Source organism: Longitalea luteola, from assembly GCF_017356035.1.
In the GTDB taxonomy this organism is placed as follows: domain Bacteria; phylum Bacteroidota; class Bacteroidia; order Chitinophagales; family Chitinophagaceae; genus Niastella; species Niastella luteola.
The window spans coordinates 492,133-514,886 of record NZ_JAFIQX010000001.1; the positions used below are offsets into that span (position 1 = coordinate 492,133).

General features: G+C 47.5%; 10 protein-coding genes. 6 read left to right on the forward strand and 4 right to left on the reverse strand.

All coding sequences use genetic code 11. The features are described from left to right. Positions 1-32 precede the first annotated feature (32 nt). The 4 genes from JUB15_RS01910 to JUB15_RS01925 all read right to left on the reverse strand — a co-directional run bounded on the left by JUB15_RS01910 (position 33) and on the right by JUB15_RS01925 (position 8,935). Positions 33-1,721 carry a fasciclin domain-containing protein gene (locus JUB15_RS01910; RefSeq protein WP_207510627.1) on the reverse strand — a complete coding sequence of 563 codons (1,689 nt, stop codon included), beginning with the start codon at positions 1,719-1,721 and terminating at the stop codon, positions 33-35. A gap of 8 nt (positions 1,722-1,729) precedes the next feature. Then, a complete protein-coding gene (locus JUB15_RS01915) occupies positions 1,730-3,223 on the reverse strand; it encodes a RagB/SusD family nutrient uptake outer membrane protein (protein ID WP_207510628.1) in 1,494 nt (497 codons plus the stop codon). 21 nt (positions 3,224-3,244) lie between these two features. After that, complete coding sequence (locus tag JUB15_RS01920) at positions 3,245-6,532, reverse strand: SusC/RagA family TonB-linked outer membrane protein (RefSeq protein ID WP_207510629.1); 3,288 nt, start codon at positions 6,530-6,532, stop codon at positions 3,245-3,247. A 165-nt stretch (positions 6,533-6,697) separates the two neighbouring features. Further along, positions 6,698-8,935: a fasciclin domain-containing protein gene (locus JUB15_RS01925; RefSeq protein ID WP_207510630.1), complete on the reverse strand. Its 2,238-nt coding sequence runs from the start codon at positions 8,933-8,935 to the stop codon at positions 6,698-6,700. Positions 8,936-9,581: 646 nt separating this feature from the next. Here JUB15_RS01925 and JUB15_RS01930 point away from each other — a divergent pair. From JUB15_RS01930 to JUB15_RS01955, 6 genes are all read left to right on the forward strand, one after another. Next, positions 9,582-12,809 (forward strand): SusC/RagA family TonB-linked outer membrane protein, encoded by a 3,228-nt coding sequence (locus JUB15_RS01930; protein WP_207510631.1) that lies wholly within the window; start codon positions 9,582-9,584, stop codon positions 12,807-12,809. Positions 12,810-12,847: 38 nt separating this feature from the next. Then, positions 12,848-14,353: a RagB/SusD family nutrient uptake outer membrane protein gene (locus JUB15_RS01935; protein ID WP_207510632.1), complete on the forward strand. Its 1,506-nt coding sequence runs from the start codon at positions 12,848-12,850 to the stop codon at positions 14,351-14,353. Between the two features lie 125 nt (positions 14,354-14,478). Next, on the forward strand, positions 14,479-15,678 hold the full coding sequence (locus JUB15_RS01940) for an oligogalacturonate lyase family protein (protein WP_207510633.1): 1,200 nt from the start codon (positions 14,479-14,481) through the stop codon (positions 15,676-15,678). A 133-nt stretch (positions 15,679-15,811) separates the two neighbouring features. After that, on the forward strand, positions 15,812-16,243 hold the full coding sequence (locus JUB15_RS01945; protein ID WP_207510634.1) for a nuclear transport factor 2 family protein: 432 nt from the start codon (positions 15,812-15,814) through the stop codon (positions 16,241-16,243). Positions 16,244-16,436: 193 nt separating this feature from the next. After that, on the forward strand, positions 16,437-18,569 hold the full coding sequence (locus tag JUB15_RS01950) for a hypothetical protein (protein ID WP_207510635.1): 2,133 nt from the start codon (positions 16,437-16,439) through the stop codon (positions 18,567-18,569). Between the two features lie 257 nt (positions 18,570-18,826). Then, positions 18,827-22,549, forward strand: a complete 3,723-nt coding sequence (locus tag JUB15_RS01955; RefSeq protein WP_207510636.1) for a DUF4450 domain-containing protein — start codon at positions 18,827-18,829, stop codon at positions 22,547-22,549. Positions 22,550-22,754: the final 205 nt, after the last annotated feature.

Here is a 22,754-nt window from a genome sequence, read left to right on the forward strand (position 1 = left end):
TTACTGATTCGTTTTACGCTTGCTATTCATCGTTAGAAGTCAACCAGTGTTCCGTCGCGGGCAAAGCGCGGCAGGTACTGGTTCATGTTCACTGGTATGATGTGGATCATATCCAGGAAATTGGAGTTCTGCCCGGTACCGGCGCCGGGTAATGCCTGTAACCTGAATACGTGCCGGTCGGTGGTAGGTACATCTATGATGCCCAGGTATTTGCCGGCGGCCAGTTGTTCAGCAGTTGGCGAATATTTTTTCCAGCCCAATGCTTCCAGTTCGCCATCGCTCAGGTTGGGCCTGCGCTCTGTAAAGTTGAACGTGCGCGACATGGCCTGTCCGTCGAAAAAGACCTGCACGGGCATATTGGAGCCGCCGGGCTGACCAATAGAGCCTGATTGTTTGGCAGTACGGTAACAGATCCACACTTTGTACCTGCCTTTTACAATGATCGGAGAAGTAAAATCGATCCAGAAGTGGCGCGAGGTATTACCCATCGGGATCGACAGGTGGTCGTTATAAAATACCGGTATGGATCCTGATGTAGTGTAGGAGTAATCGAGGTTGTTGGTTGTTTTATCCCAGTTGATATCTTTAATGGAACCATACGTGAAGCTGTAACTCGCTTTCCTGAATACAGCCGGTAATTTTCTTACCTCGGGGAAATCTGCCACATCCCAATAGATAGGCACCGGTAAACGAACTTTCGGACTGAAATGCCCCAGGCTCGTATGTAATACACCGTTGGTTGCCGATACATCGCTGGTCGTACGTTGAATTTCTACCCCGGGTTCATGCACGCCATTGAAATTAATATCGTTCAACAGCACTCTTTCACCATCCAGTTTCGAGGCCAGTACTTCCAGCGGGGCCAGCGTGGTATGGGAACTGGACGAAACGATATCTGCCAGGTATTTGGCATCGGGTATTATATGGTAGGCTACATAAATGTGCAGGCTGTCACCCACACTATCAGGTTTGCCGGTATGGCAATATTTCTGGTAAAGGTCGTGATAACTGTGAATGCCGCTGTCGGCCAGGGCGCTGTTGGTCTCCGCAAACAGCGTGAGCCAGCGCCGGGTGGTATCTGCCAGGTTGATGGTGTTCAGGCTGTCATAAAAACCGGTTGCTTCCAGCGCCTGTTTGAAAATGGAATACTCATTGTTCTCACTAACCAGCTGGGCCAGGGTCTTGGTGGCTGGTAAGAGCACATGATCGATCGTATGCACATAGCCATTCCCCGTTCTGATATTGGGTTCCTGTATTATGGCACGCCGGTTCACCGTGTAATTCGATACGCCGTTTTCATTGTTAACACTCGTAATGAGGTATTGGCCATACATGGTTACTGTTGGCAGCTTGCCATCTTTAAAGGAGCTGCTGGTAAGCGTATCGCTCATCAGGTGGAGCTTCACGATATTGATGGCCTCCTGTTCTGTTATCTGATCAACAGAACCGAGGTTCCTTTCTGTCAAATACCCTTTTATGCCATCGTTGGTGGGAGCGAACATGGTATAGGAGCCATAGGCATTCAAAAAGCCGTTGTAACCCGATTTTTCAATGATCTTCACCAGGTCGGAATATTTCTCGGGATTTTTGGTGAGGTATTCAAAGATGTTCACATCGGTAGTGGTTGATACAACAATGGCAACTTTTTTACAGCCACTGAGCCACACGGCAATGATCATGCAGCATGATAACAGCAAACTGGTTGGAATATATTTTTTCATAAATGGCATTATTTATAGAATGGGTTTTGCTCCAGTTGTTTGTCAGTGGTCAGTTCATAGAAATATATCGGGAAGTAATGACTGTTCTTGTCTTTGTATTTGGCAATGGCTGATTGCTGCCGGTCGGGGCTCACGGTTAGGGCTACCAGGTTAAGCAGGATATCCAGGCGTTCATAGTTGTTCCGTTTGGCATTGCGCAGCAGGTCATACCACCGTTTCCCTTCGTAGGCAAATTCCCGGGCCCTTTCTTCGAGGATATAATCGGCGATGGCCCTTTTATCAGCGGGGTCAGGATTTTCCTCCGTTTGTACAAGTGCTCTTGCACGGTTCCTGATTATTCGCACCAGGTCCAGGGCCTCACTGCCTCTGTCCAACTGGTTCAGTGCTTCTGCTTTTATCAGTAGGATATCGGCGAAGCGGTAAACGATCCAGTTGGCGTATGATTCATTGGCGCTGCGGATATTGGTATTATTCCAACCCATATATTTCCAAATAACGCCGTCTGTTGTGCGAATGGCAGCTCCATCGCCACGGAAGTCTTTATTGTCAGCATTGATGTAGTCAACCGTGTACAGCTCTTCCATAACAAGCGGGTTCGAGAGGAACCGGCGGTTGCTGATGAACATGGGATAAAAGGAATTCAGCTTCTGGGGATTGAACTGGATCTCAAATATGGATTCGTTTGAATTGCCATTGGCATACAGATTACTGAAATAAACATTGGAAGTTGTTTCATCTACCAGGCCAAATTTACCGGCATTCATCACTTTGTCGCATGCGTTTATACATTCAGGATATTTTTCCATCCATAAGTATACATCTGCCTGCAGGGCATATACGGAGTATTTGGTGATCCTTCCTTTATCAGAGAGCGTGTTTCCATAAGAAATAACGGCGTCAGTTGCTGCATGGCTGAGATCGTCAAGGATCTGGTTCAACACTTCCTGTTGCGGGCTCTTGGGTAATTGCTCCAGTTCCTGATCGCTGCTGGTGGCGGATAACTTGAGCGGTACATCGCCAAAACTTCTCACCAGGTAAAAGTATAACAGCGCCCTGATCGTTCGTACCTCTGCGATGTACTGGTTCAGTGCTTCCTGCGTAAAGGTCTTATCTGCCTGCAGCACGCCGGGAGCGAATGCTATTACCGTATTACAATAGTTGATGGTTTGATACAGGTTGCGCCAGTTGGTGATGGAATTGGTGGCCAGGATATTCGCATTCATGATATCCACTTCTTCATTTGTCGCCAGGGTAGTGGCTGATAACATGTCGGCCCGCAATTCTCCCCACAGGAAGAAAGTTTCTGTAAGTGGTTTGCCCGAGGGTGAGCCCAGGAGGGAAGCATACACGCCAAAAACGGCCGCCTGTACCTGTTCTTTCGTTTTCCAAAATTCAGCACTGGTGATACCATCCTGCGGCTCCAGGTTGAGCCATTTTTTGCAGGAGGTACCGGCCAGCAGGGTTAAAAGGAAAATAGTGTATATCGATATCTTTTTTAACATAGTATGGAATGATTAATAGCATTAAAAGGTTGCGGTCAGTCCGAGCGTGCACATGATGGCCGGTGGAGTAAACGAATAATCCACTGCCACCCTGAAGGGGTCGCTGCCGCGAAGCGTAACTTCCGGGTTTTGCCCGGTGTACTTCGTCCAGGTATACAGGTTTTCACCGGTGATATAAGCGCTCAGGTTCTTCACTTTTAATTTTTTCACCAGGTTTTGAGCAACGGTATAGCGCAGCGTGAGGGAGCGGAACCGGAGAAAGGAGGCGTCCTCTACGTAACGATCAGATCCCAGCCAGTTGTAACCGGTGCGGTACATGGCGCGGGGCATGTCAGTAACATCCCCTTCCTTGCGCCATCTTCTTAACACGGCAGTGCTTTGGTTATCGAAATAATACATATTGGTGGTATTGACCATTGTGCCATTCACTACATCATACTTATACCGGTAGTTAAAGAAGCAGGTCAGTTTCCAGGCGCCTTTATAGGTTACAGAAGCTCCAAAACCGCCGGTGAATTTGGGGTTGCTGTTACCCAGGTATACGATGTCCATGTAATTGATATTGCCGTCGTGATTAATGTCTTCATACATGGCGTCGCCGGGCTGGAAAGTATAATTGATGCTGGGATAATTGAATTTCATGTAAACTGTTTGTCCGTTGGGCCCTACAATGGGTTTACCGGTGCCATCGCCGGCAATGGTTGCCTCCCGGTCGGCATACACCCCCTTGTAGCGAAAGCCATAAAAGGAACCGAAGGGATTATCCACCTGCATATAGGTCTTGTACTGGCCGTTTTGGGTTATGTCGCCTTTGTCGCGCGGATAGTATTCAGAGATCTCGCGGATGATGTTCACATTGCGGGCAATGTTGAAGTTAAGATCAACCTGCCAGTTGGTGTTTTTGAATGGTATCGTGTTCAGGCCGATCTCAAAGCCCTGGTTATCCATGGTGCCTACGTTCATATTCACTTTGTCATACCCGGTGAAAGAAGAGATCTGCAGTCCGTCGAAGAACATATCTTTTGTTCTGTTGTGATATACTTCCACGTCCAGCGCAATCCTTCGCTGGAACATGCTGAGGTTGATACCTACGTTCTTACCAATAATTGTTTCCCAGCGCAGGTTCTTTAATTCCATGTTCGAGGGATACACGCCCGACTGGCCCAGGTAGTTCCAGCCGAAAGTGCTGTAGGTGCCAAAAAAAGAATAATCCCTTCTCGGGGCGTTGCCGCTATGCCCATAGCTGGCCCTGAAGCTCAGGTCATCGACATGGCGGATAGCCTTTTTGAAAAATTCCTCATCTGATATTCTATAGCGCAGCGAAACGGAAGGGAAGAGGCCATAGCGGTTGTTGGCGCCAAAACGCGAGTGACCATCACCCCGCAACCCTACGTTGATGATATATTTATCCATAAAGCCGTATTGTGCACTTGCCAGCAGGCCAACGCTCCTGGTTTGCGCCATACCGGCGGTGAGCTTTGAATCGCCGCTCTGTGAGCGGGATGGTATAGAAGGATCCTGTAATACCGAAGAAGCGGTGTTGGATGTTATTACTTCCTGCGATACACTTTTATTGTCGTACGTCAGAAACGACAAAAATGTGATCAGCGAGTGGTTGTCGTTCTTGAAGCGGGGTGTATATACCAGGTTCGTTTTTGTTTGTACGTTGAACACGTTCACGTCCCCATCGTAGGCCCTGTTAACAGATGTTTCTGTCCAGGGCCTGCCGGTGGCTGTTTGCGGTAAGAAGGTCCTGTTCTTGGTATTGTTAATATCGAACTGTACATCGAAGGTGGCCATCAATATTTCCTTTTTAATATCAAATTGCAGGTTGAAGTGGGGCGTAACCCGCTGGGTGATGATATTGTTCTTCGCATTTTTGGCCATGGCAACCGGGTTAACGGTTCCCAGGATCTCGTTCCTGCTGTTCAGTCCGGCATAGGAGCCCTGAATGTTGGAAGCCGGTGAAAAGAAGTTGCCCGAATTGTTGCCGTATTCATCGTACTCATAGATGCTCATGTTAGGCATTTTGCGGTAAGCGATATCGCGCAGGTTTTCGCCATAGTTCCGATTATTATCTGTGTATGAGTAAGACAGGTCAGATTTGATGCGAATGCGTTGGGATACGATGTAATCGAGGTTGATGCGGGTATTGATGCGGTTAAGGTACGTGCCGATGTTGGTACCTGTCTGGTTCAGGTAACCGAGTGAGGCAAAGTACCGCGCTTTTTCACCGCCGCCGTTCATGGAAATATTGTGGTCCTGCATGTACCCTAATTGGGTTATGGCTTTTATCCAGTCGGTATTGTTGCTGTAGTTGTAATACCAGTACGGATCGTTTGGATCGTATTGAAACTCCTTCACTGCCTGGGTATTCAGCGGTGTGCCTGTCCCGTTCATATACGCTTCGGGAATAAGGGTTGAATACTGATCGCCGCTAAGCATGGGGATCGCTTCCGGCTGCCTGGTGACAGAACCTTTGAAGGTGTAGGTAACAGCTGGTTTACCCACAGAACCGCGTTTGGTGGAAATGACAATTACGCCATTGGCGGCCCTCGATCCCCAGATGGCTGTGGCGGCAGCATCCTTCAGGATCGTGATGTCCCTGATATCTGACGGGGCAATGTTCAATAACTGCGCGTAGCCCACCTCGTCAGCGGCGCCGAAATTGAAGTCCGAAGGAATGGCGGTCTCATAGGGCATACCGTCTACCACGATCAAGGGATCAACCGATGAGTTGATGGAAGAGGTACCGCGGATCCGGATCTGCAGTCCTGCGCCCGGATCGCCCGAAGAGGCGGTGATATCAACACCCGGTAAACGTCCCTGTAATGCCTGGTCAATGGAGGCTGCCTGCATTTCTTCCATTTCTTTCGCACTGATCCGGGAAGCGGCAATGGTGAGGTTCTTTTCAGGAATGGGAACCATGCCATTGTCTGTTTTTCTTTGTGATACTACGATCACACTTCCCATTTCCCTGGCCGACATTTCAAGGGTTACGTTAAATACGGTTCTGTCGCCAATACTCAGTTCCTGCGAAGAATAGCTGATATTGGAAAAACTGAGTTTATGTTTTGTGCTGGTGACCTTAATTACAAAATTGCCATCGATATCGGTCTTTACGGCGCGGATGGTGCGGCTGTCCTGATCTGTTTCAGCTACCGTTACATCCTGCAGGGGCCTTTTCCTGGCATCGGTAACTCTGCCCTGTATTGTTTTTGTAACAGCGGCGTTCTGTGCGTTCGCTGTAATTCCCGGAATACCGGCCAGCAGAAAGCAGGTTATTATCAGCGTTATATAAATGTTCATATTGTGCCTTTTATTATTCAGTTTTTTCGCGATTCAACAATCGTGCGTGTGAGTGGTCAGCGGTGAGTTGGTTCACGAATGTTTTAATTCTCTCAACAATAGCGAGGATCGCGACTATCAAGGTTTTTGAACCGTAGTGAGCCGACTCACCATTCACCATTCACCCTAATAGTATTTAAAATAATTGTCCATCAGGTGTATCACCGTACGGTTCGAAAGCTGGTTGCTTTCGTTGGCAACGAGGCGGGCTTTTCTGCCAAAGACATCGGTCAGTTCCATCGTCGTGCCTGTGTAGGAGATATGTATGGGAACCGCATCACCGGCACTGTTCTTCAGGAGGCTGTTGAAATCGCCTTCGTCTTTTTTATCGGCGATCACCGATTTTTTATCGAGGATGTGATACTGGAGGAATTTTTCCACCATTACTTTTTCATCGGTGCTGGTGGGCGTATAGTTGGGCGATGCTGCTGTCCCCGGCAATAAACCATCTGAAATGGCCTGGCGCACCGCATTGTTGTCAGGGACAAATATGGTATAAAAGGTTCCTGCTGAAGTTCCGGCAATACTGCCGCTGGCTGCATCGTATATATTGGCCGCATTCTTCAGGTAATTCCAGAAAAGCTCGAATTGCGAATTTGGTTTTGTGCCGAGAGCCTCGAGGTGTTTACCAATAGGCGTATAGGTGAAATATAGCAGGTTATTCAGGTACACCACCCTGCCGTTTTTGGCGGTTCTTATTTGGGCCGGATCAAAGGTTACCGTTAAACCCCTGTCTTTTGTACCAGCCGTGATGATCTGGTTGCCATCATATTTTATATATTCCAGTCCATAGGAACTGATGATGCCTTCGGTACCGGGTATGCCCAGGTTGTTCAATTCATTATTGGGCGTTTCAATAACGCCGGTGTTTAAAATGCGCAACAGGTTGATGCGGTTAGAGTCGTTGTTCGATATGGCGCCGGTGGCGGGGTTCACATATCGCCATTCATTGGACGCTACATTGAAACTGTAACCCTGTTTGGCCAGTACAGAATCAGGCATCATGAAGATGGTGAATCGGGCATTGGGGTTTGTGATCACATCCCTTAATTCCATATTCAGCAAACGGGTCATAATGGAATAGTGCGGATTCAGATAGGCCTTGCCGAATACGGTAGAGAATACATTCGGTTCATTCACCTTATTGGTGCCGTAAAAAATACCATTGCTCAGGATCTTTTTGTCAATGATGTTCGACTGGTTATTCATTTGCGCGGCTTCACCCAGGTAATTATAGGTGGAACTGAATTTTGAAGGCCATACCGTGGTTTGCCACATATGCGCATTTAACAGGTCGGCAATTACCTGGAAGGGCAATGCGCTTACCGACGGGTAATTTTCAAGCAGTACCCGGTTGATATAACTCATGAGGGTATCATTGTGCGGCGCAAACATCGTCCACCCGTCGCGCTGGCCATCGTTGTCCTGTAGTTTTAAATAATTTTCGTTATTGGGTGAGAAGGCCAGCTGGAAGTGATATTCTTTCAACATCACATTGTCACTGCTGCCGGTGAGCACCTGGTAACGGCGTGTGGCTTCCTTGTTGAGTACAAACTGTACCATAAACTGATTGAACAGCTTATTGAATTCACTGAACTCTGGTTTTGTTTTTATGTATTGATCGATACTGGGCGGCGGGGTTATCACATGGTCAATGATATGGATCACCCCGTTCTCTGCGGCCACATTCTCCCGGATAACTTTTGCATTGGCCACATTGAAACCGGCAAAGGAAGTGCCCGGGTAGAAGTAATTATAATCTGCAGACGACAACCCTTTGGCGGTAAAATAGCTGTCGGTAAAGAATGGGATGTATTTATTATTGTTGTCAGCCGGAACATAGCTGTTCACCCCGTTCCGGTTCGATGCAATGGCTTTGACCACCTGGCCGGAGATCGTGGTGTCTGAATAGAAGCCGGTGTAATAGGCGGTGCGTCTTTTAAACGACGAGTTTTCTATCCATCCGGTGGTTGACTGGTAATCATCCAGCCTGTCTTTTTCAAAAGCATTGTACACCAACAGGTATTGCACGATCATTTGTGCTGTGGTAGAATCGATGTCCTGTATGCTGCTGATCTTCCTGCTTTGCAGAAATGCTTTGAATGCAGCGTCGTTATCAAAAGCTTCATCATTGGGCGCAAATAAAGTCCAGTAACCGGCGGCGCTCAACGTGTGCCTGTAACCTGCTTTATCAATGCAGGCAAGCAACTGTTTAAAGTTGCCATTTGCTTCTAATTGCTGATAAATGGGCGGTTCCATGGAACCGGGGCGTTCGTAAAATTCTTCCCATGTTTTTTTCCGGCAGTTAACCAGTAGTACGCAGGAAGCAATAAGGAACAGGAATGGTTGAATTGATTTCACCATGGCAAGTGTTGATTATTTAGTCGTAAAAGAAAAGCCGTATGTAAATGAATAGCCTGTAAGATCCCCTAAGGGCTCAGGAGCGGGTGGTTTGTCTTCCGGTCAAATGGTGGTAAATGAAACAATAGTGGAAATGAAGCTAAGGTTTGGGCAATAGCTATCACACCTGAGGTGATAGCTGCCGTCGTAATGTGCAGCATGGCAAGTCAGTTTCGTTTTGGTTATAGCAGTTAGAATACTAAAATTAAAATTCCATTAGTAAAAACTGTCCTGAAGCATCCCGTATGGTTGTCGTGAAGTACGCAATCGTTCCCGGAAAGGTTAATTTGACAATTAAAGGAATATTTTAGCCGGACAAGTAATAGGCATTATAATTGTATTTTAAACGATAATTTAAGCTCCCTTTTCACTGCCGTGCCGGTCCAGGTTATTTGTAGCATGATCCATTTTTCTATACCCGTAAGGAAGATCAACCATAGCAGTTCTTTCCGTTTTTTATGCCGGATCTTTTAGAAAAGTACAGATTACAATTCATTTGATTTCAGCGGTTACCAATTCCATTTAGACAGGATGGAACAGGATGAACGTTGAAACAGGCAATCCTAATTTTAGTAACATCAGGCGATTGTAAACTATAAATAGTGCCAATATGAGAGTACCGCAACTTCAACCAGGGGGTATTTGGTTAATACCTTTATTACTTCTGTTTACTGTTTTTCACGCGCATTCACAGGACAGCAGCAAGATCGTTACCGGAAAGATCACAGACGACAAAGGCAGTGCAGTACCCGGCGCCACCGTGCAGATCAAGGGTACAGACAAGCGTACGAGCGCCAAAGAAGATGGAACTTTTTCTGTTTCAGTGGCTACGGGCAATGAGACCCTGGTAATTACATCAGTAGGTTTCACCGCCAGGGAAGTACCACTGAAGGGAGAATCCTTTGTTTCCGTTCAACTGGCCGGAGAAAAGAATACACTTGACGATGTGGTGGTGATCGGTTATGGAACTCAAAAGAAACGGAATGTAACTGCAGCCACTGTACAATTCGATGCCAGTAAACTGGATGAGCGCCCGGTAACCAGGGTTGATCAGGCACTGGTTGGTCAGATGGCCGGTGTGGCCGTTAAACAAACCAGCGGCGCGCTGGGTAAAGGCTTCAGCATTCAGGTTCGTGGTACTGGTTCTATCTCAGCCGGTAACGAACCATTGTATGTGGTTGATGGTTTTCCACTGTCGCCCGCTTCGCCGAATTCGGCCGGTAATTATGCTGCCGGTAACCCGCTCGACAATATGAACCCCAATGATATTGAGAACATCCAGGTACTGAAAGACGCTGCAGCAGCAGCCATCTACGGTTCGCGCGCTGCCAACGGCGTTGTGCTCATTACTACCAAACGCGGTAAATCGGGCCGCGCAAGAATTGAATACAGTGGGAATGTTGGATTTGTGGAACCCAGCAGGAAGCTCGACATGCTGAATGCAGAGGAGTGGATAGACCGGGCCACAGAAATGATCAACGCAAAATATGTTGCCGACTATGGTTCAAAGGGCGCCACTGCCAGCGACGATTACGAAACGCGGCGCCAGTTGCTCAATAAAAATTTGCCTTCCCCCATTCAGCCGGGTCAATATAATACGAACTATATGACTGATCCCAGGTGGGCGCAGGAAGGATATCCGGGTTTGCGGTTCATCGACTGGCAGGACGAAGCATTTCGCAAAGGCCTTACGCAAAACCACCAGGTTTCATTAAGCGGCGGTACCGATAAAGTGCGGTATTATGTGTCTGGCAACATGACCAAACAGGAGGGCATGGTGATCAACACCGATTATACCAGTTATTCGGCCCGCGCCAACGTGGAAGTAAATGCTACCAAAAAATTGAAACTCGGTTTGAACCTGGCGCCTACCTATTCGATCATCAATGATCCGGGTGTTGAAGGCAAGGATAATATATTTCACCAGCTCCTGAGCATGACCCCTGTACAGGAAGAGAGCATGGGATTATATCCCAATGCAGGCGATAATGGTCAGTACCCTTGGAGCACTTCAACGAATAGTCCCATCGCAAAGTTGCAACAGATCATCGGGGAGACAAAACGTTTTCGTACCATTACTTCGGTTTTTGGTGAATACCAGATCGTACCGGGTTTAAGCTTCAAAACAACACTTAACCTGGATAATACAGACCAGGACGCCAAGAGCTTTACGCCATACCAGGTGACCAATGCCCTGGCTACCCGCCAGAAAGACCTCACCATACGTTCAAGCGGCTCCTTCACCAGTTATAAAAAGCTCACGTTTGTAAATGAGAATACGCTTTCGTACAACAAAACAATTAACAGCGTACATGATATCTCGGCTTTGGCAGGCTACTCTTATAATACTGAAAAATACGATAACCAGCGGCTAGCCTCAAACGGTGGCTATAACCGGGATAACGTCATTACCCTGAATGCAGCGAACGGATATACCGGCGAAACGTTTGAACAAAGGAATGTGCTGCTTTCCTATTTTGGCCGGGTGCAATATTCTTTTGATGGCAAATACCTGTTTTCAGCCAGCTTACGCCGCGATGGATCGAGCCGTTTCGGCAGCAATACCCATTGGGGATGGTTTCCCAGTGCTTCTGTCGGCTGGAGAATATCCGACGAGAATTTTATGAAAACAGTTTCCTTTATCAATGATCTGAAATTGAGAGCCAGCTGGGGTAAAGCCGGCAACTACAACATCGGCAATTACAGCAGCATTGCAGTGCTGTCGCCTTATAACTATTCACTGAACGGAGGGGCTGCGCTGGGCCAGGCGCAGGGCAGGATCGCCAATCCCAATCTTACCTGGGAAAAATCGGAAACCTTCGATGTGGGTATTGACCTGAGCGTTTTGAATAACCGCCTCAGTGCTTCTTTCGATATCTACAACAAACTGAACACCGGATTATTATTGAATGTGCCCATTCCCTGGGTAACGGGTTTTGGTACGCAGCTTACGAATGCGGGTTCATCACGAAATAAAGGCTGGGAAATTGAACTCACTTCACGGAACCTTGTAAAAGGACCTGTTCAGTGGACCACTTCACTTAACCTGAGCCATAATACGAATAAGATAGTTTCATTAAGCGGCGGGCAAAACCAGATCATTATCCCTTCTGCTTATGCCGGTGCCCAACACTCTATTTTACGGGTGGGTGAACCCATGTACAGTATCTATGTGGTAAAACAAATCGGCATCCTCACCCAGGAAGACATCGATAAAAAAGTGGCCCTGTTCGGACCGCAAAAAGTGGGTGACCCCAAATACGAAGATTTCACCCCCGATGGCGTCATTGACCTGAATGACCGCCAGATAGTAGCACATCCCAATCCTGATTATGTGTATGGTATCACCAATAATATACGCTGGAATGGATTCGATCTAACGGTGCTGGTGCAGGGACAAAAAGGCGGATCCATTTATTCTTTATTGGGACGCGCCCTCGGCAGAACGGGACAGGGCGTCGTTGATAATGCATTGGGCTTTTATCGCGACCGCTGGCGTTCGCCCGATGACCCGGGTGCAGGTAAAGTAGGTAAAGCCTTTTCAACGTTTGGACAGATCGCCAATACCGACTGGTTATATTCTTCAGATTATATCAGGGTTCGCATGATCACCCTCGGTTATGACCTCAACCGGTTAATTAAATCGAAGAATATCCAGGGGGCCCGCGTGTTCATCACTGCTGAGAACTTCTTTGGCCACGATAAATACAAAGGCGGTTTGAACCCTGAGGCTAATAATACCGATCTGAGCGGCAACGAATTTTATCTGGAACCAGGCGATTATGGTGGTCTGCCTTTGCCAAAATCATTGATCCTGGGTGTAAACTTTTCTTTTTAATGCTGATAACCATCTGCAAAAACACAATAAATATTCAGATGAAAAAAATAATTGGAATTTCATTGATGGCAGCCGTGGGTTTGCTGAGCGCCTGTGAGAAGAAGCTGGACCAGTTGCCAATTTCAGAGGCGCCTACCGAAACTTTTTATAAACAAACTGTAGATTTTGTACAAGGCGTAAACGCGGCATATAATGGATTAAGAACCTATCCAGACAGACTGTTGAACTTATCGGAAACCAGGTCGGATAATTTATATGCAGTATCAGACGGTGGTGTTCGGGAGTGGGAGGGGATCAACAGTTTTCATAAAACAATTGCCGGCAATGCATACGTGGCAGAAGCGTGGACAGGAAATTTCAGTGCCATTTCCAGGGCCAACCAGGTGCTGGAACAATTAAGCCTGAAAGGTGAAAGTATCATTGCCGATGCTACATTAAGGACCCGCCTGGAAGCAGAAGCAAGATTCCTGCGCGCCTTCTTTTACTTCGACCTGGTAAGATGGTTTGGGAAACTGCCGATCATTGATAAACCTGTGTTGGCTAATGAAGCATTGGAGATTGGCAGAAGCTCCGTGCCTGAAGTATATGACTTCATCATGGCTGATCTGAAATTTGCTGCCGACAACTTGCCCGATGTTTATAAAGATGCTGCCGATAAGGGAAGGGCCACCAAATATGCAGCTAAAAGCATACTGGCATTGGTACATATGACCCGCTCAGGACCCACCTATGGTATTGAAGGGCCGGGATTAGGGTTAAATGAATGGAACCAGGCGCTTACCTTGCTGAATGAAGTGATCGACAGCAAAAAATATTCTTTCCTGGCGAAGTATCCGGATATCTTTTCTTACACCAATGAGAACAATGCCGAAGTTGTATTTGATGTGCAATATAACAATGGGTCAAACCCCATAACAGGTGGTACCTTTCCCTGGCTGCTTGCACCCGATAACTGGTTCCAGGAACTTGGCTTCGGAACACAGGGTGGTTTAACCATCAGGCCGGTATCAACCAACTTGTTGAACGCTTATGAGGCAGCTGATAGCCGGAAAGCATTCTCCATTCAATCGGGTTATGTGGCGAATGGGGTTCCGGAAAGCCGTTCCTTCTTTAAAAAGTACATCGATCTTACAAAAGTGCCGAGGAATAACCGGCTCGACTGGCCGATCAATTTTATCGCGTTGCGTTTTACCGATATTTTAATGCTGAAAGCAGAATGTATTTTGAAAGGTGCTCCCGGTTCACAAGCCGATGTAGATGCTATTGTTAACCAGGTACGGAACCGCGCAGGTTTAGATCCGATAGCAAACGTAACCCTTCCTCAACTGATGGAAGAAAGAAGGAAAGAATTTGCAGCAGAAGGAAGCCGCTGGCACGATCTCGTTCGCAGTGGCCTGGTGGAAACCGTTATGCCGTCATGGATAGCTGCAGAAGATGTACAACGGGTAATGCAACCTTTTGATAAAAATTACATCTTATATCCAATACCGCAATCGGAACTGGATGTAAAGCCGGGCTTGTATGAACAAAACAAAGGTTACTAAGCTGATTGAACGCAGTGCAGGATATTGAAGAGTCAGATCACCCATCGATCAGATAAGATAGAAAGTCCGGAAACAGTTTACATCCTTTGTAATTGTCTTCCGGACTTTTTTTAAACAGCTTCTATATGAAAAAACTATTCTTTGCCTTTATCAGCCTTACATCATTCGCAGCTGCTGCACAACCTGTATTGGAAACCGGTTCCCAAAGACCAATGCCCGATACATGGATCGATGCTTCTACCAAACATACTATTGTACGCCTCACCAACCTGCCCGGTAGTAATTCCAGCTTTTATTTTCATAACAATCCGTTCGTTGGTGATAAGATGGTTTTTTATAACACTGACAGCAGCAAAAGCACCGGCCGCCGTCAATTGTATACGGTTGACCTGAAAACACGCAAGGTTGAACAAATTACCAACCAGGGCTCACCGATGAATGGCGAAATAGTTAGTGCTAAAGGGCATAACGTTTACTATCAGATCAAAGACAGTGTGTTCGTGACCAATATAGATACAAAAAAGACAGATCTGGTATTTGTATTTCCCGCCGATTTTAAAGCCAGCGTCACTACCGTAAATGCCGATGAAACCCTGCTGGCCGGCTACCGCAGCACAGATGCTGAAAGAGAGATTTACAGGAAGAACCCCGCTAAACACGACTACTTTCAAAAGATTTACGAGGCCCGTTTGCCCCGTACCCTGTTTGTTATTGACATCAATGGCAAACAACTGAAACCACTGTTTACTGACAGCGCCTGGTTAAACCATGTGCAATTTTCTTCAACCGACCCTAATTTATTAATGTTCTGCCACGAAGGGCCCTGGCACAAGGTCAATCGTATCTGGACAGTTGATATTCGCAATGCCAGCAAGGAAAAAGCAAAGCTGATGCACAAGCGTACCATGGATATGGAAATAGCCGGGCATGAGTGGTTTTCACCCGATGGTAAGACCATTTGGTTTGACCTGCAACAGCCTCGTGGCAGCACATTTTTCGTAGCAGGTGTAGATGTAAGATCGCTGGAAGAGAAAAAGTATAAACTGGATCGCAACGAATGGAGCATTCACTTCACCACATCACGCGATCAGAAATTATTTGCCGGTGACGGCGGTGATCCCGGCCAGGTAGCAAAAGCACCCGACGGGCGATGGATCTATTTGTTCAGACCGGAGGGAGATCATTTTAAATCGGAGAAACTGGTGAACATGCAGCACCATAATTATAAACTGGAGCCCAATGTGCATTTTTCCCCCGATGGAAAGTGGATCATTTTCAGAGCCAACTTTGAAGGCACTACGCAGGTGTATGCTGTGAAGATCTGATTGCGTCATTAAAGTATGTTAACAAAGATGAATAGACGGATGGTTTGATTGTTGGCTGGTTCGATGGTATGAAGTAAATTCGAAACTTCAGTTCAACCAAACAACTTTTCATCAAACCATTAAAATGAACAATATGATCAAACGAATCTTTTATCTCATTGTATTGACCGGAATTATGAATGCAGCAATGGCACAAAGCAAACAGGAAGCAGCTGTAAGCGCAGCCGTAGAGAAATTGCGTAAGGCCATGATCGATGGCGATAAAGCGGGTCTGCAGAATCTTACTGCCGATCAGTTGAGTTATGGCCACAGCAGCGGCCGGGTTGAAGATAAAGCATCGTTCGTAGAGAATATTGTTACCGGGAAATCAGATTTTGTGACGATCGATCTCACCAATCAGACCGTTTCAGTGTCGGGAGATGCGGCGATTGTACGCCATGTATTAGCTGCCACCACCAACGATAGCGGTAATCCCGGCTCTGTTAAACTGAATATATTGCTGGTTTGGCAAAAACAAAAAGGACAATGGAAGTTACTTGCGAGGCAGGCGGTTAAAGTTCCATAGTTCAAAGTTTACAGTTCAAAGTTCTTAGTTCGTAAGTCATTCAGTTAAAAAGTATACAAGTTCGAAAAAAGGAAGTGCGGAGAAGGAGGGTAACAGCTAAGAAGATAGACGTAAGCGTTTAATAGTGCTTTAGGTTAAGCGTTTGCCGTTTCACGTTTGCCGTCTCACGATTCCCGATTAACGATTCACGATTATGAAAACATTGATCTCGATTTTAGTATTTGGTATTGCCGCAAGTAATGGCATGGCGCAGCAGGGGGCTATCGATAGAGAGGCCGTCGTTCGCAGAAATACGATCCGTATTAACAAACCCGATCCGCTGGGTTCATTGACGGTTGGTAACGGTCAGTTTGCATTTACGGCCGATGTAACCGGACTGCAAAGCTTTCCGGCTTACTACCAGAAAGGTGTTCCTTTAGGTACCCAGTCGGAGTGGGGTTGGCACAGCTTTCCCAATACGGAAAAATACCGCCGCGAAGAGACGCTCAAAGAGTATGAGCTGAATGGAAAGAAGATCACTTATTGTGTGCAGGTGAAAGAACCCGAGCGCAGCCGAAAGGCTGTTGAATACTTCCGGGTGAATCCGCACCGGTTGCAGTTGGGTAATATCGGTTTCGAGATCACAAAAAAGAATGGGGCGCTGGCTACTATTGAAGACATTCAGCAAATAGATCAGCAGCTGGATATGTGGACGGGTGAATTGCAAAGTAAATTCACGGTGGAAGATGTTCCCGTAGTGGTAACAACGTATGCGCATCAGCAACAGGATGGTATATCCGTACAGATCAACTCACCGCTGCTGGCGGAACAGCGCCTTGCGATCCGGTTGCATTTCCCATACCCTAATGGCGAATTCAAGGATGTAGGCACCTTCGAAGGCGACAGTTCCAAACACCGCTCCGAGCTGTACAAACCGGTTGCGTTTGGCGGCGCTATTCGCAGAACCCTTGACACCACCACTTACTTTGTACAATATACTTTTACGCGGGCAGCTTCCGTAAGCATGCGCCGTGCGCATGATTGTATCATTCAACCACCGGTGGGGGCAACAGATTTTCAGGCTTCCTTTTATTTTGCACCAGGTATAAAAAATACGGTTCCGTCGTATAGTGAAACAAAGATCAACAGCAGCACTCAATGGAATAAATTCTGGAAAAGCGGTGGCGCTATAGATCTGTCGGGCAGCACCAATGAACGGGCCAAAGAACTGGAAAGAAGGATCGTGTTATCGCAATACCTTACGAAAGTACAATGTGCATCGGCCTATCCGCCCCAGGAAACCGGTTTAACCTACAACAGCTGGTTTGGGAAACCACACCTGGAAATGCATTGGTGGCATGCAGTGCATTATGCATTGTGGGGCAGGCCCGAATTAATGGAGAGAAGCCTGAACTGGTATTTCACCGTAGCTGATGGCGCCCGTGCGTTGGCCAAACGGCAGGGCTTCGATGGCCTGCGCTGGCAAAAAATGACCGATCATGCCGGCGAAGAAGCACCGTCATCGGTAGGCGCATTCCTCATCTGGCAACAGCCGCATTTGATCTATATGGCGGAATTGGCGTATCGCGCCAAAAAGGATAAAAAGGTTTTGAACAAATACAAAGACCTGGTTTTTGGAACAGCCGATTTTATGGCTTCCTTCCCTACCTGGGATTCCGTGAATAAACGATACAACCTGGGCAAAGGATTAATTCCTGCGCAGGAATGTTTCGATGCAGTGAAGACCTTTAATCCGACCTATGAGCTGGCATACTGGCAATGGGCACTGACTGTAGCCCAGCAATGGCGCCAGCGGTTGGGATTACCACGGGAAAAGAAATGGGATGCTATTGTTAAACAACTGTCTCCATGGCCGCAGGCCAACGGCGTATACCTGGCCACAGAGAGTACACCGGATTGTTATACGAACGAACGGTACATCACCGATCATCCGGCCGTGCTGGGCGCGTATAGCTCACTGCCTGCCTGTGACCGCCTCGATACAACGGTCATGAAGAATACCTATAACCTTATCTTAAAGGTCTGGAAATGGGAAACTACCTGGGGCTGGGATTTTCCATTAATGGCGATGACAGCGACCCGGCTTAATATGCCTGATAAAGCCATCGATGCCCTGTTCATGCCGGTACAAACAAACACCTACCTCGTGAATGGACATAATTACCAGGATGACCGGCTCACGATTTACCTGCCCGGCAATGGTGGTTTGCTAAGTGCCGTTGCCATGATGTGTGCCGGTTACGATCAGAACAAAACGGCCACACCCGGTTTCCCGAAAGACGGGAGCTGGAAGGTGAAATGGGAAGGGTTGAAGCCAATGTTCTAATGTGAAAATTAGCAGTGAGTAAAAATACAGTTACCGGTTACCCGGTACCGGTTCCAGGATTCCACGTTACAAGTTGCAGGGCTTTAGCGGCAATGGCTGAATGCCAAGCGAAGTTCACAAATTCCCGGGATCGGGGAACTGCTAACCGGCGCCCTGTAACCTGAAACTTGTAACCTGTAACATTCACTCTTTACCAATAAGCAGCAATAAAAACGAACGGGTTGTCTAATAAAGGTACCGACCCACTATCACCAACAATGTTCCGTAATTCTCTATACTTTATTGCCTTACTTGCTCTCATCAATCCTGCCAAAGTCGATGGCCAATCTGTAACTGCCAATCGGTCAACACCGGTTATACAGGAGCCATCGCATACGGTAAAACAACGGGCTGTTCATTATACGCCACAGGGAACGGATTTTATCACCATAAATGGTAAGATGCGTTTCAACCGTGCCCTTTACGGCACGAATACCGGCTTCCGGGTAGAGGCGGGCGACCTGCCTGAATTTGCTTTATACATGCCGGGTATGGGCGGTAATTTTAAATTTGGATTGATAGCAGGCAATAAAAGCATATGGTTAACGGAAGCGAGAAGTATCAAAGCTACTTATCGTCCGGGTTCCATGCTGTATGAAGTAAAAGACCCGATCCTGGGCAACGGCTCCATGCAGGTCACGGTGCTGGCGCTGGCAGATGCAGAAGGTTTGATCATTAAAACACAATTCGTAAACGTTAGCAGCAAAGCCGCTTTGTGCTGGGCATTCGGTGGCGCTTCCGGTAAAAAGTTTTCGCGTGATGGCGACATTGGCGCTGATCCCGAATCGTCGTTTTACCTGAAACCGGAGTATTGTAAAGACAACCTTTATACGATCACAAGAAACAGCTTTCAGCTATTATATGGAACCGGGCGGGTATTAACGGAAGAAGAACGGTATGAAATACAGTATAAGCCAAAGAACGATTCACCCGGTGTAAAGATCAAAAATCTGAAGCGGCTTGCAGCCATTGTACCCCCCGCTTCTGATATCCGTATAACAGATGCTGCCCAACAGGACAATCCGCTTGCATTATATCAAAGCACGGCATCAGCTACGCCTGCCATTGCCGGTAAAATGACGGTCGCTAATGGCGCCTACTATTTTTTGATACAGCCTGTTGATACCATCAGGAATACCTACAGCAATCTGGCACAAATCTTCACTACAGCCGAAACAGCCCGTAAAAAACTGGCAGGCCGGATCAAAATAGTTACGCCTGATCACTGGATCAATACATTGGGCGGCGCATTAAGTATAGCGGCCGACGGCATCTGGGAATCGCCTACCTATTTACATGGGGCTGTTGCCTGGCGCATGCGCCTGCCGGCCTGGCGCGGCGCTTATGTGGCCGATGCATTGGGTTGGCACGACCGCGCCCGAACGCATTTCAGCAGTTACGCTTTATCACAGGTAACAACACCGGCTTCAGGTCCGGTTGTATTTGATACTGCCCTGCACCTGGCAAGGCAGCAGGAAAAAATGGGCACTTCCATGTTCAGTAGTGGCTACATCTGCCGTAATCCCAACGGCGATCTACGGCCGCATCACTATGATATGAACCTGGTGTTTGTCGATCAGCTGTTAACGCATTTTTATTACACCGGCGATTCAGCGTATATAAAAGAACAATGGCCTTTATTGAAACGGCATCTGGCCTGGGAGAAAAGGAATTTTGATGCAGATAATGACGGCCTGTACGACGCTTATTGTTGTATCTGGGCCAGCGATGCCCTGCAGTACAGTGGGGGTGGTGTTACGCATTCTTCAGCCTATAATTACCGCGCCCACATGGTGGCGGCGCAACTGGCGCCCATAGTAGGCGAAGATCCGGCGCCTTATCAGCATGAAGCCAACAAAATATTCGATGCTGTGAATCACCAGCTCTGGATGCCGGAACTCGGCTGGTATGCCGAATTTAAAGATGCCTTAGGGGAGAAATTATTACACCCTGCTCCCGGTTTGTGGACCATCTATCATGCCATCGATGGCCGGCTGCCCGATGGATTTAAAGCCTACCAGGCATTACGTTATGTAGATAAATCGATCCCGCATATTCCGGTGCTCGCAAAAGGGTTGCGCGATTCAGGCCTCTACCTGTTGACCACTACCAACTGGCAGCCATATACATGGTCACTGAACAATGTGGCGCTGGCTGAAAACCTGCATACTGCTTTGGCGTACTGGCAGGGGAACCGGTCTGCAGATGCCTACCGGTTATGGAAAAGCGCTATCGTCGAAAGTATGTACCTGTCATCGAGCCCCGGTGGATTTCAACAGCTTTCCTATTATGATGCTATCCGCGGCGAACTGTACCGCGATTTTGCAGATCCCATCGGCATGGCCGGCCGCTCGCTGATAGAAGGGCTGTTTGGCATTTTACCCGATGCACTGCGGGACACACTTACGATAAAACCAGGCTGGCCTGTTGCCTGGAACAACACTTCCCTGCAAACACCTGATATAACACTTGATTTCAAAAGGACCGCTGCCGGCGATCAGTATATCGTGAAACCTTCTTTTCCGCGTGCCATGAACCTGCGATTGCAGGTACGGGCCTGGCGAGATGCCATTGAATCGGTAACCGTTAACGGACAACCGGTGAACTGGCATACCATGCCCGATGCGGTAGGCGAACCTGTGATCGAAATGGCAACCGGTAAAGCCAGCCAGTATACGATCGTTATTAAATGGGCCGGTTCACCGGTTCAGCATATGCGCTATGACAGCATATATGCACAGGGCGCGCAATTAACAGCTGCTTCTCCGGCCGGCTTTATTCAATCTATTTTCGATCCGCAACAGGTGTTACAAAATATCATGTTGACCAGTAACCAGGTACAGGCAACTGTACAAGGTGCCCCTGGCCATAAGACAGCTTTTATCCAGGTAAGGCAGGGCGAACTGGTTTGGTGGTGTCCGCTGGCTTTTGAAGTAAAACAACCCGTTGAAATTATTGCAGCCGGCAATCCCAATGATCAACAGCTCCGTTTTCATCTAAAGAATAATGGTGCGGCTATCACGGGTAAGCTCATGGTAAACCCTGGTGTCACAGATCATCAGCAGGAAGTACAATTAACAGCAAATGCAACAAGCGATCTCTTTAATATACCTGCTACACATCTTGTGCCGGGCAGCAACCATGTTCGCTTTGAATGGGGCAACGGGCGCTATACAGACACGGTGATCCTGAACTGGCAGGTATCTGCCACGGCCAACAGCCGTTTTGAAAAACTGAACCTTTCGCACCTGTTCAATGATAAGGTGACTAATATTTTCAGGCAGACGTATTTGTCGCCACGGCCGCAGTCACCCACCTTGCAGTTACCGGTACAGGGTATAGGCAACTGGTGTTATCCGTTGGTACAACCGGCTATCGATGATGCAGGTTTGCGTAAGGGGGCAGTCAATAATGAATTTGTGTTGCCCCAACATATCCCGTTTGCAACGCCGGCGGATACTTTAGCCAGGAATATCCTGTTCACGTCAAAATGGGATAATTATCCTGATTCTGCTGTTGTGCCTGTATCTGGTCGCGCCAGCCATGCGTATTATTTAATGGCCGGTTCCACCAATACCATGCAAACCCGGTTGCAAAACGGTGAGCTGCGGGTGCATTATAAAGATGGTACAACCGATACGCTGCCGCTCGTGAACCCGCAAAACTGGTGGCCCATCGAGCAGGACTATTTCATTGACGGCCTTGGCTTTACGACAGATGCGCCGCGTCCGCTCCGCCTGCAATTAAAAACGGGGAAAGTATATACTACAGCCCAGGAATATACGACTATAAAGGGTTTCACCAATATGGCCATCGATGGCGGCGCTGCTACCATCCTCGATATGCCGCTCGATCCCGGTAAAGAGCTCCAATCTATTAGTCTTCATACGATTGCCAACGATGTGGTCATTGGACTAATGAGTGTTACCCTTGTCCGCTGATCTTTCTAATATTTTTTTAATCTCGTGCCACTATTTCAAAAAATGCCCCGTCTAATGGCCATTAGGATTTCTGATTTCTGGATTTCGGGATTTTGCGATTGATAAATCTGCTGTGCAAAAAGAAATCTCCAAACCTGCCTGCCGGCAGGCAGGTCTCTAGATCTCAAAATCAGAAATCAAAATACCTGGAGTTAACCAAATAAGA